Here is a 16,260-nt window from a genome sequence, read left to right as displayed (position 1 = left end):
CTGGGGGTGTGCAAGCGCACTGACCCCGACTTGTCGCAGTTCACCAAAATGGCTGCGCTTCACCCCACCCGGCGCAGGTCGGCGACGTCCTCGATCTCCAGCTCGACGCTGGATCGGCCCTGCCAGTCGTCGGGCTTCAAGCGGCCGACGATATGCAATCCGCCGCCCTCGGCCAGCAGGCGCGCGCCGATCTCCGTGCCCTCGGAACGCCAGGCCACGGCCTTCAGCTTGCCGCCGGTACGATCAGTCAGGGTGACCCGCACATGGCCGCCCTTGAGCGCCATGGCCCGCTCCACGCGGACATCGGACAGCGCGAAGACCGGCTCGGGGTTGCCGGGGCCGAAGGGGGCCATACGCTGGAAGCTCTCATAGAGCGCCCGGTCGGCGCCGCCGGTGGTGATCAGGGCGTCGATATCCAGGCCGTCCTCCGCCGCGGCGACCTGGCTTTCGTCGGCGAGGCGTTCGCAGAGGAAGGCCCTCAGCTCGGGAATGGTGTCGGGCTTCACGCTGAGGCCCGCGGCCATGGCGTGACCGCCCCCGGCGATCAGCAGGCCCTCCTCATAGGCGGCCTGAACGGCGCGGCCGAGGTTCACCCCGGGCTGGGACCGGCCCGAGCCCTTGCCGACATTGGCCGCCCGGTCGACGCCGATCACCATAACAGGCTTGCGATAGCGCTCCCGCAGGCGGCCGGCGACGATGCCGATGACCCCGGGATGCCAGTCATCGGCCGACACCAGCAGCACCGGCAGGTCGGCCTGGTTGCTCTCGCGCTCGATGATCTGGACGGCCTGCTCCAGCACCTCACGCTCGACTTCCTTGCGCGAGGCGTTCAGGGCGTCGAGTTCGGCCGCCAGGTCGGCGGCCTCGCGGGGGTCGTCGGTGGAGAGCAGGCGCGCCCCCAGGTCGGCGCGGCCGATGCGGCCACCGGCGTTGATGCGGGGGCCCAGCACGAAGCCGACGTGGAAGGCCGTGGCCGGCCCCTGGCTCTTGGCCACGTCCAGCAGGGCCTTGAGGCCTGGGTTGCGCCAGCCGGACATCACCTTGAGCCCCTGGGAGGCCAGGGCCCGGTTGAAGCCCACCAGCTGGGTGACGTCGCAAATGGCGCCCATGCAGGCAAGGTCCAGCCATTGGCGGATATCGGGCTCGGGGCGCTCGGCGGTGAACAGGCCCTGGCGGCGCGCCTCGCGGTTCAGGGCGGCCATCAGGACGAAGGTGACCCCGGCGGCGGCCAGAACCCCCTGCCCCGACCCGCAGCCCGGCCTGTTGGGGTTCACCAGCGCCGTGGCGGGGGGAACCTCATCGCCGCGCATCAGGTGGTGGTCGATCACCACCACCTCCAGCCCGATCTCGACGGCGTAGGTCACCGCCTCCATGGCCGCGGCGCCGCAGTCGACGGTGATCACCAGCTCGACGCCCTCGTCCTTCAGGCGGCGGAAGGCGGCGGGCGATGGGCCGTAGCCCTCGGTGATGCGATCAGGGACGTAGATGCGCAGCGGCGCGCCCATCGCCCGGGTCCAGCGCACCAGCTGGGCGGCGCTAGAGGCCCCGTCCACGTCATAGTCGGCGAACACCGCCATGGGGCGGCCCTTGGCGACGGCGTCCACCAGGATGGTCGCGGCCTTGTCCATGTCCATGAAGCTGGACGGGTCGGGGAACAGGGCCTTCAGGGTCGGATTGAGGTAGTGTTCGCCCAGGCCGTCCTGCACGCCACGCGAGGCCAGGGCCCGCGCCAGGGGCTCGGGCAAGCCCAGGGTCATCTCGTGGCGGCGCACGGTCTCGGGGTCGGCGGCCCGCTCGCGCCACAGCCGACCGCTGAGCGACTTGGTGACGCCCAGATAGCCCGCCGGGGTGGAGCCGTCAGCCATCACACCGGCCGCTTCATCCGCACTTCGCGCACTGTCTGGGTGGCGGAGTTCATGACGATGGTGTGGGTGTGGACGAACCCATCTTCATAGTGGACGCCGTCCAGCAAGGCGCCGTTGGTGACACCGGTGGCGGCGAAGATGGCGTCGGCGCGGACCATCTCGTGCAGATCATACTTGCGGTCGAAGTCGGTGATGCCGATCCGCTTGGCGCGGGCCTTCTCATCGGCGTTGCGGAACACCAGGCGGCCCTGGAACTGCCCGCCGACGCACTTCAGCGCCGCGCAGGCCAACACGCCCTCCGGCGCCCCGCCCTGGCCGAGATAAAGGTCCACGCCCGTAGAGGGGTCAGCGGTGTTCATCACCCCCGCCACATCGCCGTCGGTGATTAGGTAAATGCGCGCGCCCACCGAGCGGACGCTGGCGATGATGTCGGCATGGCGCGGACGATCCAGGATGCAGACCGTGATCTCGCTTGGATCGACGCCCTTGGCCTCGGCCAGATCCTCGACGTTCTGGGCCGGGGTCTTGTCGAGATCGATGATGCCGGGAGGGTAGCCGGGGCCGCAGGCGATCTTGTCCATATAGGTGTCGGGGGCGTTCAGCAGGGTCCCCTTGGGCGCCCAGGCCATGACGGCCAGCGCATTGGCCATCGCCTTGGCGGTCAGGGTCGTGCCTTCCAGGGGGTCGAGGGCGATGTTGATCTTGGGACCTTTCCCCCGGCCAACCTTCTCACCGATGTAGAGCATGGGAGCTTCGTCCCGCTCGCCCTCGCCGATCACGATCTCGCCGTCGATATCCAGGTCGTTGAGGGCCGTGCGCATGGCGTCCACCGCCGCCTGGTCGGCCGCCATCTCGTCGCCCCGGCCCACCAGTTTCCAGGCGGCGATGGCGGCGATCTCGGTCACGCGAACCGCGTCGATCACCAGACCGCGATCGAGGATTTCGGAACTCATGGACACGTCTCCTGCCGGAATCCGGCATAGCCGGTGACTATCTTGAGATTCTCAGATACGCGCGATGCGCAAGAGGCGCGGTCTCTCCAGCACGGAGGGCAGATTGGCGATACGGTCGATCGCCGCCGTGAGCACCGACTCCGCCACCGCGTGGGTGGTGAGCACGATGGGAACGCCGTCGGCGTTTTCCACCGGCTTCTGCAGGAAGCTCTCGATGGAGACGCCGGCCTCGGCCAGGGTCTCGGAGACCGCGGCGATCACGCCAGGCTCGTCCTTCACCAGGAAGCGCAGATAGGCCCGGCCCATGCTCTTGGACGGGTCCACCGGGGTGAAGGGCTTCAACTCCCCGGCCGGCCGCTGGAAGACCGGACGCACCGCGCCGGTCATCACGTCGGCGATGTCGGCGGCCACGGCGGCCGCGGTCGGACCGGCGCCCGCGCCGGGGCCCTGGATATAGATGGTGCCGATCCGGGTCCCTTCGATGAAGAGCGCGTTCAGCGCCCCGCCGGCCTGGGCCAGGGGGTGATTGATCGGCGCCAGGGACGGGTGCACCCGCACCAGCACGCCGTCCGAGGATCGGTCGGCCGAGGCCACCAGCTTCACGCGGTAGCCCAGGTCGCGGGCCAGCTTGATGTCCAGCAGCTCGATGCCGTCGATGCCCTCGATCTCGGCCGCCGCATAGGTCGGCGCACAGCCGAAGGCCAGGGCCGCGAGGATCGATATCTTGTGCGCCGCGTCAAAGCCGCCGACGTCCATGGTTGGATCGGACTCGGCGTAGCCCAGGCGCTGGGCCTCGGCCAGGACATCGGCGAAGGCGCGGCCGCCGCTATCCATCTCGGTCAGGATGTAGTTGCAGGTGCCGTTGAGAATGCCCGCGACCGACCTGATGTCGTCGCCGACCATGGCCTCGCGCAGCATCTTCACCGCCGGCGTGCCGCCCATGACGGCGGCCTCAAACAGCAGGGGCACGCCCTTTGACTCGGCCAGCAGGGCCAGCTCGGCGCCGTGTTCGGCGATCAGGGCCTTGTTGGCGGTGACCACGGGCTTGCCGGCGTTGAGGGCGGCTTCCACCGCGGCCTTGGCCGGGCCGTCCGAGCCCCCGACCAGTTCGACGAAGATGTCGTTGTCCGGGGACTTGGCCAGTTCCACCGGGTCGTCGAACCAAGGCAGGTTGGAGATGTCGAAAGGCCGTGGCCGCGAGCGAGAGCGCGCCGAGACCCCGGTGACCACGGCTTGACCGCCGGCGGGCGCGAAGCCCGGCCGGTCGGACAGGAAGTTTAGCAGCCCGCCGCCAACCGTCCCCAGGCCCGCGACACCGATGCGCCAGACGTCTTTGGTCATTGGGCCGCCAGGGTGTTGTGGGCCCGGCCGAGGATTTCCTCGGAATTGGCCAGGAACTTCTTCACGTTGCGCGCGGCTTGGCGGATTCGGTGTTCGTTCTCCACCAGGCCGATGCGGACATAGCCCTCGCCGTACTCGCCGAAGGCCACGCCCGGAGCGACGGCGATGCCGGCCTCCTCGATCAGCAGCTTGGCGAACAGCATGGAGCCCGCGTCCTTGTACTGCTCGGGCAGCGGCGCCCAGGCGAACATCGAGGCGGGCGGCGCTGGGATGTCCCAGCCGGCCCGCTTCATCGAGGTTACCAGCGTATCGCGACGGCTTTTGTACATGGCCCGGATCTCATCGACGCAGTCCTGCGGCCCGTTCAGCGCGGCGGCGGCGGCCACCTGGATCGGGGTGTAGGCCCCATAGTCGAGATAGGACTTCACGCGGGCCAGGGCCGCGCACATCCGCTCATTGCCCACCACCATGCCCACACGCCAGCCGGCCATGGCGTAGGTCTTGGACAGCGAGTTGACCTCGACGGCGATCTCCTTGGCCCCGTCCACCTGCAGGATGGAGGGCGGTGGGTTGTCGTCGAAGTAGATCTCGGAATAGGCGATGTCGGAGAGCACCAGCAGGTCGTGCTTCTTCGCCAGCGCCACGGCCTCCTTGTAGAAATCCAGGTCCACCCACTGGGCCGTCGGGTTGGACGGATAGGACAGGATCAGCACGCTGGGGGCCGGGCTGGAGTGGCGCATCGCGGCGCTGACGCCCGATAGGTACTCTTCCGGGGATGGGGCCGGCACGTGGCGGATCACGCCACCGGCCATGATGAAGCCGTAGGCATGGATCGGGTAGGCCGGGTTCGGACAGAGGATCACGTCGCCCGGGGCGGTGAGCGCCTGGGCCAGGTTGGCGAAGCCTTCCTTCGATCCCAGGGTGGCGATCACCTCGGTGTCGGGGTTCAGGGTCACGCCGAAGCGCTTCTTGTAGTAGCCGGCCATGGCGCGGCGCAGGCCGACGATACCCTTTGAGGCGGAGTAGCGCCCCGCCTTGGGGTCTCGGGCGGTCTCGATCAGCTTGTCGACGATGTGCTTGGGCGTCGGCATGTCGGGATTGCCCATGCCGAAGTCGATGATGTCCACGCCTTGGCCGCGCAGGCGGGCCTTGATGCGGTTCACTTCCTCGAAGACGTAGGGTGGAAGGCGTCGGATACGGTGGAATTCAGGGGTCATTTTGAGCTCGGGCCGCGGGCCTCGCGGCGGTAGGGAGCTGAGGTCGCGCGAGGCGGGGCTCGTTGCGGGGCTTCGCCAGGCAGGTTCAAGGTCGTCAGCCTCCGCGGGCCTATCTGGGCGGCGGAGGCGGTGTAGCTCGCGCCCGCTGGGCCTTGGCGAAGGCTTCGGTGGCCGCGGTGGTGGATTCGGGGCCGGTCGTTTCGGGGCCGGCGATGTCGCGCGCACGGCCGGCGAAGGCCTCGGTGCTGGTCAGGGTCCAGGTGCCGGGCGCCGTGTCTCGGACCAGCTCGACGCCCGCCAGCTGAAGCTCGGTCGCCGCGCGGCCGAAGGCCGGCAGGGGGCGCACATCGTTGGGAACCGAAGGTATGTCGGCGAAGGTCGGATAGTCGCGGCTCGCCCGGGCCTTGGCGGCCACCTCGCCGGCGATCGGCGAGGCAGGGTCCACGGACGCGGTGACAAAGGGGTTGGAGGTCGCGCAGCCGCCCAGCATCGCGGCGCCGCAGGCGCAGACAAGCAGGCTGGTCCGCAAAGGTTCCAAGCCACTCATCACGAAAAGTCTAGGCGACGCGTTCATCTTGGCGCTGGTCTTATGCCATGATTGCTTCGGGCGAAAGAGCGCGAGCGCCTGGCCCGCAAGACAAACCTGGGAGAAGACGGTCATGAGCAAACAGCCGACCAAGACCAAGGCCGTCAAGGCCAAGGCGTCGGACAAGGCCAAGACCGGCTCCGGCAAGGCCAAGACCAAGGCCGCCCAGGCCGCCGAACCCAAGGCCAAGCCGACCAAGGCCGCCCCCGAGGCGCGCCGTGTCGAGCCCCCGAAGGCCGAATCTCCCCGTGCCCAGCCCAGCCCCGCGGCCGCCGCGGCCTTCGGCGCCACCATCGACTTCCCTCAGGCCCAGCTCAATCCCGAGCAGCGCGAGATGATGGAGAAGCTGTCGGCGAACCTGGCCCGCGCGGCCCTCACCGCCCAGGGCGCCATCGCCGAGGCCGCCCTGCGCCAGGCCGAACGCCCCGCCGCCCTGCAGCCCGACCCCTTCCACGTCGCCCCTGCCCTCACCGACGTCATGGGCCGGCTGGCCTCCCAGCCCGACCGCCTGGTCAGGGCCCAGGCCGACCTGTTCCAACGCTATCTGGAGCTCTGGCAGTCCGCGGCGCGCCGGGCCTCGGGCGAGACCGTCGAGCCTACCGTCGCCCCCGCCAAGGGCGACAAGCGGTTCATGGACCCGGAATGGAGCGACAACCCGGTCTTCGACGTGATCAAGCAGTCCTACCTGGTCACCTCCAACTGGCTGAACGCCCTGGTGTCCGAGGTCGACGGCGTCGATCCCATGGCCAAGCGCCGGGTCGAGTTCTTCATGAAGATGCTCACCGACGCCTTCTCGCCCTCCAACTTCCTGGTCTCCAACCCGGCGGCCCTACGCGAGGCCATGTCGACGCAGGGCCAGAGCCTGTTGCAGGGCATGGAGAACTTCGCCGCGGACCTGACCCGCGGCGGCGGCACCCTGGCCATCAGCCAGACCGACTACGACATGTTCAAGATCGGCGAGAACGTCGCCACCGCCCCGGGCAAGGTGGTGTTCCAGAACCAGGTGCTGCAGCTGCTGCAGTTCACCCCGACAACGGAGACCGTGTTCGACATCCCGCTGGTGATCTTCCCGCCCTGGATCAACAAGTTCTACATCCTGGACCTGCGCCCCGAGAACTCGATGATCCGCTGGCTCACCGACCAGGGGATCACCGTCTTCGTGGCCTCCTGGGTCAATCCCGACGTGGAGATGGCCGCCAAGACCTTCGAAGACTACATGCAGCAGGGCATCTATGAGGGCACCGCGGCGGCCATGAAGCAGGCCGGCGTCGAGCAGGTGAACACCGTCGGCTATTGCATCGGCGGCACCCTGCTCTCCTCCACCCTGGCCCATATGGCCGCCAAGGGGGACAAGCGGATCGCCTCGGCCACCTTCTTCGCCGCCCAGCAGGACTTCGCCGAGGCCGGCGACCTGCTGCTGTTCACCAACGAGGACTGGCTGGGGGACCTGGAGAAACAGATGGACGCCGCCGGCGGCGTGCTGTCGGGCCAGGCCATGGCCGAGACCTTCAACTCCCTGCGGGCCAACGACCTGATCTGGTCGTTCTTCGTGAACAACTACCTGATGGGCAAGGAGCCCAAGCCCTTCGACCTGCTGTTCTGGAATTCCGACCAGACCCGCATGCCCAAGGCCCTGCATCTGTTCTACCTGCGCAAGTTCTACGGCGAGAACGCCTTGGCCAAGGGCGAGCTGGTGATGGACAACATCAAGCTCGACCTGTCGAAGGTGAAGACTCCCGTCTATGTGCAGTCGTCCAAAGAGGACCACATCGCCCCGGCGCGCTCGGTCTATCGCGGAGCCAAGCTGTTCGGCGGCCCGGTGACCTTCACCCTGGCGGGCTCGGGCCACATCGCCGGCGTGATCAACGCCCCGGTCGCCAACAAGTACCAGCACTGGACCAACAGCGACCTGCCCGCCTCCGTCGAGCAGTGGATGGAGGCCGCCAAGGAAACCCCCGGCTCCTGGTGGCCGCACTGGGCGGAGTGGCTGAAGGCGAAGTCCGGCGGCCAGGTCCCGGCCCGCGATCCCGCCAAGGGGCCCTTCAAGCCCCTGGAGGACGCGCCGGGCTCCTATGTGAAGGTGAAGTCTTAGGGTGGCCAAGACCATCGCCGAGCTGCAGCGCGCGATGGCCCAGGCGATGGACCACGAGGAGTACGAACTGGCCGCGAAACTGCGCGACCAGATCGCGGCCCTGACCCCCGGCTCGGGGATCAGGATTCAGCAGCCAGGGCAGATGGGGCTCGGCACCGACACCCAGGCCGTGCGCGCGCCCAAGGGTTGGAAGCCGCCCCCCAAGCCCAACCTGATGACCCGCAACACCAAGCCTCGAGGCGGGCGGAAGTAGCCCCTGCCCGCTAGTCCGGCACGTTGCGCCAGCCCGCGAGCAGGCTGAATCCATCCTTGTCGATCTCGATCCAGCAGCCCCCGCCGGAATGCTGGGGTTTTTCGGCGGCACCGATGGCGGCACCCTGCAGGTGGGCCATCAGCAGTTCGCCCACCCCGCCGTGCGACACCACCACGATATCGCCCCGGGTCGGCTCGTCGCGAGCCAGGCGCCGCATAGCCGTGACGATGCGGTCCTGAGCATGGCGGGCGGTTTCCCACCCGCGCACGCTCTCGTCAGGCTTGCCGAAGAACGCGGCGACGACCTCCCAGAACTCGGGCGGGGCGATGTAGCCGGTGGCCGACCGGTCGTTCTCGCCGAGTTCCGAATCGATCCGGTGCGGAACGCCGAGGTGGCCGGCGATGATCGCGCCGCCGTCGAGGGCCTTCTGCTCGCGGCTGGACCAGACGGCGGTCACCTCCCCGTCCGCCAGACTGTCGGCGAACTGGCGGGCGCGGCGGCGGCCCACGTCCGACAGGGGCCAGCGCGGGACCGACACGGCGGGATCGATGACCACCTGCGGGTGAGTCAGGAAGTAGATGCGGGGCATGGCCTCGTCGGTCCCAGGCTCGAGCCTGTCAGTCAACCGAGTTTCTCGGATCGCCCGCGATCCGCCGGCCATTCTCCAGCCACGCTCGCAAGCCCGGCGACAGCTCCTCCTCTAGACGCTGCAGATAGAGCGAGTTGTCGTCATCGGTCAGGACTGCCTGCCAGCGATCGTTGGTCCCCTTGTTGAGGAAGGTCTCGGTCCCGCCTTCAAAGCCGAACTCCATGCCTGGTAGCAGAGCCGGCCCATCCCGCTTCATGGTCTCGAAGGTCGCCGCGTCTACCAGTTCGGGCCACAGGTCGACGGCCACCTCGATATCCAGAAAGTCGGCGATCCTGCCCATCTCGCCCCGCAGGTCGGCCTTCAGATCATTGTAGTGGACCAAAAGCAGGTTTGACCGTCCGCGGCCCGCCCAGTAGCTCCGCTCGATGTCAAAGAACGATTGCGACATCAAGGACAGCTCGCTGTCCTCGCCCCGCGACATCCAGTGATGAAAGAACTCCCGCGCGGTCTTCGGGGGCCGAGGCAGGGGGCGACCAATCTGTGGCTCTTCCATCCCCGCGGCGTCGAGACCCGCCCAGGCGAGGGCGGTGTAGCCACTGATGTGGTTGAGATAGGACATGCACGCGTCGCGCCCGCCGCGCGCCACATGGATGTAGCGCACTTCATCATAGATCGGCAGACCGTCGAGCGGCAGATGAGACTTCAGGAACCGCCGATGGGTCTGGGCCTCAATGGTCGCCAGAACCGGCCCGACCGGCCCCTTGAACCGGTTGTCGATCCAAGGCGACATCATCGACACCGGCCGGGGGTCGGCCGACTGAAAGATCAGCAGGTTGACGATCTGCTGGGTCCAGGTTGTGCCAACCTTGGGCGGGGTGGCGATCACCACGTCGCCGGGTCGCGGCGCGTAAGCGTCCCAACGCCGGCTGTCGCAGTACCAACTGCGGAATTCCCGAACCGGCGCGCGCTCCAGCATGCTGTGCCCCCTCAAAGCCCAGGGTCTTCAGTTGCCGATCGGTTAGTGAAATACCAGGGTTATTCGGATTGGATCGGACAAAATCCCGGCCAGGCCCGCGATCCCCTAGTCGGGGACGAACCGCAGGGCCACGCCGTTGTTACAGTAGCGCAGGCCCGTAGGGCGTGGCCCATCGTTGAAGACGTGGCCCTGGTGTCCCAGGCATTGGGCGCAGTTGTACTCCGTGCGCAGCATTCCCATAGAATAGTCCGGCCTCTTGATCAGCGCGCCGCCGATGGAGGTGAAGAAGGAAGGCCAGCCCGTGCCGCTCTCGAACTTCGCCGTGCTCTTGAACAGCGGCCAGTTGCAGCCGGCGCAGACGTAGGTCCCCTTGCGGTGCTCCTTGAGCAGGGGGCTGGTTCCCGGCCGCTCCGTGCCCTCGTGACGCAGGACCCGATAGCTATCGGCCGGAAGGCGCGCCTTCCACTGAGCGTCGGTGAGCTTCTTCCACTTGGGATCGGGCGCGGGCGCCGCCAGAGCGGAGCCGGCGGGCGCGAGCGCCAGGGCGACGGCGGAGGTGGTGAGGAAGCGGCGGCGGTCCAGGGTCTGGGTCATGTCAGGTCATACGTGCCGGCGCATCCGAAGGTTTCACTCGGACCGTCTAGAGCCCCGCCGCCTCGTCGAGGCCTAGCATCAGGTTCATGTTCTGCACGCAGGCGCCCGAGGCGCCCTTGCCCAGATTGTCCAGCAGGGCCACCAGCCGCGCCTGGTCCTCGGCCTCGTTGCCGAACACGAACAGCTTCATGCGATTGGTGCCGTTCAGGCCCTCGGGATCCAAGGTCTTGATCCCCTGGGCCTCTTCAAGGCTGGCGACCTCGACGAACTGCTGGGCCTGGTAACGTTCGGCCAGAACCGCCTGGATCGCCGCCAGGGTCGGCTTCTTCGGCAAGGACCAGAGGTGCAGAGGGATCTCGACGATCATGCCCTGGTGATAGCGGCCCACCGCCGGGGTGAAGATCGGCTTGTGGGTCAGGCCGCCGCGGTCCGCGATCTCCGGCACATGCTTGTGGGAGAGCCCCGTCGCATAGATCCGGTAGGCGGCGGTGGTGTAATCCGGGGCGCTCTCGTCCTCGAACTCCGCGATCATCTGCCGTCCGCCGCCCGAATAGCCCGACACCGCATTGATGGTCACCGGCTGCTCGGCCGGCAGCAGGCCGGCGTCCACGAGGGGCCGGATCAGGGCGATGGAGCCGGTCGAGTAGCAGCCGGGATTCGACACGTGCTTGGAGGCCGCGATGGCCTCCCGCTGGCCGACAATGGCCTCCGGGAAGCCATAGGCCCAGCCCGGCGCGACCCGGTGGGCCGTCGAGGGGTCGACGATCTTCACCGCCGGGTTGGTGATCAGACCGACCGCTTCCTTGGCCGCGTCGTCGGGCAGGCACAGGATCACCACGTCGGCGCCGTTCAGCAGCTCGGCGCGGGCGGCCGGGTCCTTGCGCTTGGCCGGATCGATGGAGATCAGTTGCAGGTCGCTGCGGCCCTCGAGCCGCTCGCGGATCTGCAGCCCCGTGGTGCCAGCCTCGCCGTCGATGAATACCGTGTGGGTCATGTCGCTGATCCAAGCAAAACCAAGTTCCAGATAGCAGAAGGGGCGCCCCGGTTTCCCGAAGCGCCCCTTTGCAAAACGCGTGTGAACGCGCGCGGGTTTAGCGCTTCGAGAACTGGAAGCTGCGTCGCGCCTTCGCCTTACCGTACTTCTTCCGCTCGACCACGCGGCTGTCGCGGGTGAGGAAGCCGTGCGGCTTCAGCACCGGGCGCAGGCCCGGCTCATAATAGGTCAGGGCCTTAGACAGACCGTGACGGATCGCGCCGGCCTGGCCCGAGAGGCCCGAACCCACGACCGAGACGACGACGTCGAACTGGCCTTCACGGTCGGTGACCTGGAAGGGCTGGGCGAGCATCATGCGCAGCACCGGACGGGCGAAGTAGATTTCCTGGTCGCGGCCGTTGATGGTGATCTTGCCCTTGCCCGGCTTGATCCAGACCTTGGCGATCGCGTTCTTGCGCTTGCCGGTGGCGTAGGCGCGGCCGAACTTGTCGATCTTCTGCACGGCCGGCTCGGCGGCCGGTTGCGAGGAGAGGCTCTGCAGAGCCTCGAAGCCTTGGGATTCGGACATGCTTAGGCGCTCCGCACGTTCTTGGCGTTCATCTCTTTGAACGCGATGGTCTCGGGGGTCTGCGCTTCGTGCGGATGCTCGGGCGAATTGTAGAGCCGCAGATGGGTCAGTTGGGCGCGCGCCAGCGGGCTTTCCTTGGGCAGCATGCGCTCGACAGCCTTTTCCAGGACGCGTTCCGGGAACTTGCCGTCCAGCACCTGGCCGGCGCTGCGCTGCTTGATGCCGCCGGGGTGGCCGGTGTGGCGGTAGTAGATCTTGTCGGTCAGCTTCTTGCCGGTGAACTTCACCTTGTGGGCGTTGATCACGACGACATAGTCGCCGCAATCGACGTGCGGGGTGTAGTCGGGGCGGTGCTTGCCGCGAAGACGCATGGCGATGAACGAGGCGAGACGGCCGACGACGGCGTTCTCGGCATCGATCACGATCCACTTCTTCGTGACGTCGGCGGGCTTCAGAGAAGCCGTCGTCTTCATCATGGGAACGGGTCCGTAATTGGCGTGGGACCGGAAGATCCCGACGAAAGAGGCGCGCTGATACGTCGGCTGAGCCGGCCTGTCAACAACTTCGCGAACCCGGACGGCGGAAATCCTTATGCCATAAGGGTTTGGCGAGATGGGTATCTGAATACCGCGTCAAACAGCCGTCACGGGACTATGCTGGAAGCAGGCTCGACGGCGCCGTCACGGCGCCAAGCCCTGGATGCCCCATGTTCACGTCCCGACGCCAGCTTATCCGCGCCACCGCGGCCACACTCGCCTTCACAGGCTTCTCGCGGTTCGCCGCGGCCCAGGACGGGGCGGTGGACACCGCCACCTATAGAAGTGAGGTCGCGGGCTACGGGCCGCTGATGCGCGATCCCGCCGGCGTCTTCGATCTGCCCGAAGGCTTCTCCTACACGGTCGTGTCCAGGGCCGGGGACCCGATGAGCGACGGGCTGATCACGCCCTCCAAGATGGACGGCATGGGCTGCTTCGCCCTCGACAACGACCGGGTGGCGCTCGTGCGCAATCACGAGATCAAGCCCACCGACCTGGAGATCACCGCCTTTGGCCCTGGCCGCGTCCTGGCTTCCAAGGTGAAGGCCGAGCGGGTCTATGACCGGACCGAAGACGGCCTGCCCATGGGCGGCGGCGCGACCACCCTGGTCTACGACCTGCGCAAGCGCGTCCTGGAGCGGTCGCACCTCAGCCTGGCGGGGACCTCCACCAACTGCGCGGGCGGCATCACGCCCTGGGGATCCTGGCTGTCCTGCGAGGAGACGACCCTGAACGCCGGGAAGGACCACGGCTGGGTCTTCGAGGTGTCGTCGCGGGGCAAGGGCCTGGCTGACCCCACCCCGATCAAGGCCATGGGCCGCTTCCGCCACGAGGCGACGGCCATAGATCCCCGCACCGGCGTGGTTTACCTAACCGAGGACATGGGGGACGGTTTCGGCCTCTTCTACCGCTATCTGCCCAACGACCGCACCAAGCTGCTGGCAGGCGGAAAGCTCCAGGCCCTGTGCCTGCCCGAGGGCGTCGACGCCGATCCCCGCAACTGGGAAAGCACCTATTGGAAGCAGGGCGACTCCCGCCCTGTGCGCTGGGTCGATATGGACGGGGTCGACAATCCCCACGAGGACCTGCGCTACCGCGGCCACACCAAGGGCGCGGCCTGGTTCGCCCGGGGCGAGGGCATCTATTACGGCCAGGGCGAGATCTACTTCACCTGCACGAGCGGCGGACCGGCCCGGGGCGGCCAGATCATGCGCTACGTCCCCAGCGCCCTGGAGGGCCAGGCCGGCGAAGCCGCCCAGCCCGGCCAGCTGCAGCTCTTCATCGAGCCCACCGACACCGGCGTGATGCAGATGGCCGACAACATCGCGGTCTCGCCCTGGGGCCATCTGTTCGTCTGTGAAGACCGAATCGACGGGATCAACTTCCTGCGCGCCGTCACCCCGCAGGGGAAAATCTACACCTTGGGCCGCAACGCCGCGGCCATCGGCGAGGGCGACGCCACCAACGCCGAGCTTGCCGGGGTCTGCTTCTCTCCGGACGGTACGACGATGTTCGTCAACATCTACGCCCCGGGCCTGACGCTGGCCATCACCGGCCCCTGGTCCAGCTTCCGAAGCTAGGGCCGGCGGACCCGCCAGGCGAAGGCGGTGGCGACGGCCAGCAGCAGGGCCGCGGTGACCTGGTGCAACAGGGCCAGCCAGAGCGGCGTGCCGGCCATCAGAGTGATGATCCCAAGCCCGGTCTGGACCAGGACCACGCCGCCCAGCGCCAGGGCCAGGACCTTGGCGCCCGCCGGCAGGAAGCGCGAGCGCTGCGCGGCGACCGCCGCCACCAGGGCCAGGATCACCAGAAGGTAGGCCAGCAAACGGTGATGCAGCTGCACCGCGGCCTGGCTGTGGGCCACGGTCGCCCAGAGGGTGGCGCCCGCGTAGTCCGTCGGGAACAGGGCGCCGTTCATCAGCGGCCAGTCGTTGTAGACAAAGCCCGCGTCGTTGCCGGCCACCAGGGCGCCCAGCAGGATCTGAGCAAAGATGAGCCCGCCCAACCCCAAGGCATGCCGGTTCCAGGCGCTGGGGACGGTCTGCCGGGGGGCGCCTGTCCAGGCGTCGAGCGCCGTCCAGATCAGGCCTGCCAGAAGCGCGAAGGCCAGGCCCAGGTGCACCGTCAGCCGCTCGGGCGCGACCGACACCAGTTGAGACTGCGAAAGGCCGCTGGAGACCATCCACCACCCGATGGCGCCCTGCAGGCCGCCAAGGGCGAACAGGACCGCACAGCGCCAGATGAGTCGCTTGGGAAGTTGGCGACGGACCAGGAAATAGACGAAGGGGATGGCGAAGGCGGCGCCCACCAGCCGGCCCAGGAGCCGGTGACCCCACTCCCACCAGTAGATGGTTTTGAAGGCCTCCAGGCTCATGCCCTTGTTCAGCTGCTGATACTGCGGGATTTCGCGGTAGCGCGCGAATTCCTCGTTCCAGTCGCCCGCCGACATCGGTGGCAGGGCCCCCGTCACGGGTTTCCACTCGGTGATGGAAAGACCGGAGTCGGTGAGCCGCGTGGCCCCGCCCACCACCACCATGACCAGGACCAGCAGGGCGACGGCGAAGAGCCAGAGTGCGACCGGCCGCGACCGATCCGAGCGGAGGAAAGACGTCATGGAGGTGACTGCAAACCTTTCGGGGTTCCGATCCGACCCGCTACCTGAGAAGCTCCCCGGCGTCCACGCTTGCACGCCACTTGCACACCATATGTGATCGGGGAATGGTCCGGCACAGCCAGACGGGGGCGTTGAGGCGAATTTATGAACGGCGTTGGCCTCTTTGCTGAGATTCTGATCGGGATGCTGGCCGGCTGGCTGGCCGCCCTGGCGCTCGGGCGCCGCCACAGCCTGTTCATCTACCTCGCAGTGGGCTTCGCGGGCGCCATAGTGGGCCACGCCATCGCCGCGGGGCTCGACATCCATCTCGTCGGGGTCTGGGCCAGCCTGATCGCGGCCACCGTCGGCTCGATCCTGTTCCTGGCGCCCTTCGCCATCTTCCGCCGCCGCTAGCTCGGCCCTATATCGGCGCCATGAGCGCACGCGTCCGGAAGTTTGTTGGCGGTATCGGCATCCTGGTTTTCCTCGCCGCCTATATCTGGGCGGTGACGGCGATCGCCGAACACGTACCCGATCAGGTCTTCATCCAGACGCTGTTTTACGCTGTGGCCGGCATCAGCTGGGGCGTGCCCATCCTACCGCTGCTGTCCTGGATGAACCGGGGGAAGTAGCCGCAAACGAAAAGGGCGCCCTCTTGCGAGAGCGCCCCTTCGGCCTTCCGATGGTCGGAGCGACAGGATTCGAACCTGCGACCCCTTGACCCCCAGTCATGCCGGACAGGCTAACCCCAACTCACATGCACTCCGAAACCCTTGAAACGAACAAGGGTTGAGCTAACTTGCGCTAACAGCAGGCATCGCCAACGAACGGGTTCGGCGTTACCTGACGGGGCCGCAGGTAACAGATGGCAAAGATCACCCTGAACGATAAGGCCGTCCGGCGCGAGGCGCCTAAGATTGGCCAGACCGAGTTATGGGACAACGTACTGCCCGGCTTCGGCCTGCGCATCGCAGCCGGCGGCGCCCGGACCTACTTCGTGATGAAGCGCCTGGACGGAAAGCTGGTGCGCCGCTCGGTGGGGCGCTGCCCTCCCCCGCACGTCATGCGGGACGCTCCGCTGCCCGAGGGCGAACTCTGGCCCC

17 protein-coding genes, 1 tRNA gene and 1 pseudogene are annotated in these 16,260 nt (G+C 67.7%); 6 read left to right on the top strand and 13 right to left on the bottom strand.

The features are described 5' to 3' along the window. Positions 1-59: 59 nt before the first annotated feature. The 5 genes from recJ to RMO97_RS09730 form a co-directional block, all read right to left on the bottom strand. On the bottom strand, positions 60-1,865 hold the full coding sequence (recJ, locus tag RMO97_RS09750) for a single-stranded-DNA-specific exonuclease RecJ (protein WP_310540674.1): 1,806 nt from the start codon (positions 1,863-1,865) through the stop codon (positions 60-62). Beyond that, on the bottom strand, positions 1,865-2,818 hold the full coding sequence (glpX, locus tag RMO97_RS09745) for a class II fructose-bisphosphatase (protein WP_310540673.1): 954 nt from the start codon (positions 2,816-2,818) through the stop codon (positions 1,865-1,867). The genes recJ and glpX overlap by 1 nt, the downstream gene beginning before the upstream one ends. A gap of 51 nt (positions 2,819-2,869) precedes the next feature. Further along, positions 2,870-4,159: a homoserine dehydrogenase gene (locus tag RMO97_RS09740; protein ID WP_310540672.1), complete on the bottom strand. Its 1,290-nt coding sequence runs from the start codon at positions 4,157-4,159 to the stop codon at positions 2,870-2,872. Further along, entirely contained in the window at positions 4,156-5,376 is a 1,221-nt protein-coding gene (locus RMO97_RS09735; RefSeq protein WP_310540671.1) for an LL-diaminopimelate aminotransferase, read from the bottom strand. Before RMO97_RS09735 ends, RMO97_RS09740 begins: the two co-directional genes overlap by 4 nt. Positions 5,377-5,485: 109 nt before the next feature. Further along, positions 5,486-5,923: a hypothetical protein gene (locus tag RMO97_RS09730; protein ID WP_310540669.1), complete on the bottom strand. Its 438-nt coding sequence runs from the start codon at positions 5,921-5,923 to the stop codon at positions 5,486-5,488. Between the two features lie 112 nt (positions 5,924-6,035). Here RMO97_RS09730 and phaC point away from each other — a divergent pair, with 112 nt between their 5' ends. Both phaC and RMO97_RS09720 read left to right on the top strand, forming a co-directional pair. Beyond that, complete coding sequence (gene phaC, locus RMO97_RS09725) at positions 6,036-8,054, top strand: class I poly(R)-hydroxyalkanoic acid synthase (RefSeq protein ID WP_409035304.1); 2,019 nt, start codon at positions 6,036-6,038, stop codon at positions 8,052-8,054. A gap of 1 nt (position 8,055) precedes the next feature. Continuing rightward, the gene (locus RMO97_RS09720; protein WP_310540667.1) at positions 8,056-8,307 is read left to right on the top strand and encodes a UvrB/UvrC motif-containing protein; all 252 of its coding nucleotides are present in this window, start codon (positions 8,056-8,058) and stop codon (positions 8,305-8,307) included. 10 nt (positions 8,308-8,317) lie between these two features. Here RMO97_RS09720 and RMO97_RS09715 read toward each other — a convergent pair whose 3' ends face one another. From RMO97_RS09715 to rplM, 6 genes are all read right to left on the bottom strand, one after another. Further along, on the bottom strand, positions 8,318-8,932 hold the full coding sequence (locus RMO97_RS09715) for a histidine phosphatase family protein (RefSeq protein WP_310540665.1): 615 nt from the start codon (positions 8,930-8,932) through the stop codon (positions 8,318-8,320). Next, positions 8,925-9,872: a sulfotransferase domain-containing protein gene (locus tag RMO97_RS09710; RefSeq protein WP_310540663.1), complete on the bottom strand. Its 948-nt coding sequence runs from the start codon at positions 9,870-9,872 to the stop codon at positions 8,925-8,927. Before RMO97_RS09710 ends, RMO97_RS09715 begins: the two co-directional genes overlap by 8 nt. Positions 9,873-9,977: 105 nt before the next feature. Beyond that, positions 9,978-10,466 (bottom strand): peptide-methionine (R)-S-oxide reductase MsrB, encoded by a 489-nt coding sequence (gene msrB, locus RMO97_RS09705; RefSeq protein ID WP_310540662.1) that lies wholly within the window; start codon positions 10,464-10,466, stop codon positions 9,978-9,980. 46 nt (positions 10,467-10,512) lie between these two features. Continuing rightward, positions 10,513-11,460 (bottom strand): N-acetyl-gamma-glutamyl-phosphate reductase, encoded by a 948-nt coding sequence (argC, locus tag RMO97_RS09700; protein ID WP_310540661.1) that lies wholly within the window; start codon positions 11,458-11,460, stop codon positions 10,513-10,515. A gap of 97 nt (positions 11,461-11,557) precedes the next feature. Continuing rightward, complete coding sequence (gene rpsI, locus RMO97_RS09695; RefSeq protein WP_304778137.1) at positions 11,558-12,028, bottom strand: 30S ribosomal protein S9; 471 nt, start codon at positions 12,026-12,028, stop codon at positions 11,558-11,560. Positions 12,029-12,030: 2 nt separating this feature from the next. Further along, positions 12,031-12,504, bottom strand: a complete 474-nt coding sequence (gene rplM / locus RMO97_RS09690; RefSeq protein WP_304778140.1) for a 50S ribosomal protein L13 — start codon at positions 12,502-12,504, stop codon at positions 12,031-12,033. A gap of 230 nt (positions 12,505-12,734) precedes the next feature. Here rplM and RMO97_RS09685 point away from each other — a divergent pair, with 230 nt between their 5' ends. Continuing rightward, a complete protein-coding gene (locus tag RMO97_RS09685; protein ID WP_310540659.1) occupies positions 12,735-14,144 on the top strand; it encodes an alkaline phosphatase PhoX in 1,410 nt (469 codons plus the stop codon). Here RMO97_RS09685 and RMO97_RS09680 read toward each other — a convergent pair. Continuing rightward, positions 14,141-15,178, bottom strand: a complete 1,038-nt coding sequence (locus RMO97_RS09680) for a COX15/CtaA family protein (protein WP_310540658.1) — start codon at positions 15,176-15,178, stop codon at positions 14,141-14,143. The genes RMO97_RS09685 and RMO97_RS09680 overlap by 4 nt on opposite strands. Positions 15,179-15,322: 144 nt before the next feature. Between RMO97_RS09680 and RMO97_RS09675 the strand changes: the two genes are divergently transcribed. Next, on the top strand, positions 15,323-15,571 hold the full coding sequence (locus tag RMO97_RS09675) for a GlsB/YeaQ/YmgE family stress response membrane protein (protein ID WP_310540657.1): 249 nt from the start codon (positions 15,323-15,325) through the stop codon (positions 15,569-15,571). Positions 15,572-15,591: 20 nt separating this feature from the next. Beyond that, positions 15,592-15,789 (top strand): DUF2842 domain-containing protein, encoded by a 198-nt coding sequence (locus RMO97_RS09670; RefSeq protein WP_310540656.1) that lies wholly within the window; start codon positions 15,592-15,594, stop codon positions 15,787-15,789. A 51-nt stretch (positions 15,790-15,840) separates the two neighbouring features. On the opposite strand, the gene RMO97_RS09665 is transcribed toward RMO97_RS09670, so the two are convergent. Continuing rightward, positions 15,841-15,924: transfer RNA gene (locus RMO97_RS09665), tRNA-OTHER, on the bottom strand. A gap of 98 nt (positions 15,925-16,022) precedes the next feature. On the opposite strand from RMO97_RS09665, the pseudogene RMO97_RS09660 reads away from it, so the two are divergent. Beyond that, positions 16,023-16,260 (top strand): annotated as a pseudogene (locus RMO97_RS09660) (Arm DNA-binding domain-containing protein); the annotation flags it as partial.

The organism is Phenylobacterium sp. (assembly GCF_031425575.1).
Taxonomy (GTDB): Bacteria; Pseudomonadota; Alphaproteobacteria; order Caulobacterales; family Caulobacteraceae; genus Phenylobacterium.
The sequence above is the reverse complement of the archived record's forward strand: the minus strand, read 5'-3'. Positions and strand labels throughout refer to the sequence as shown.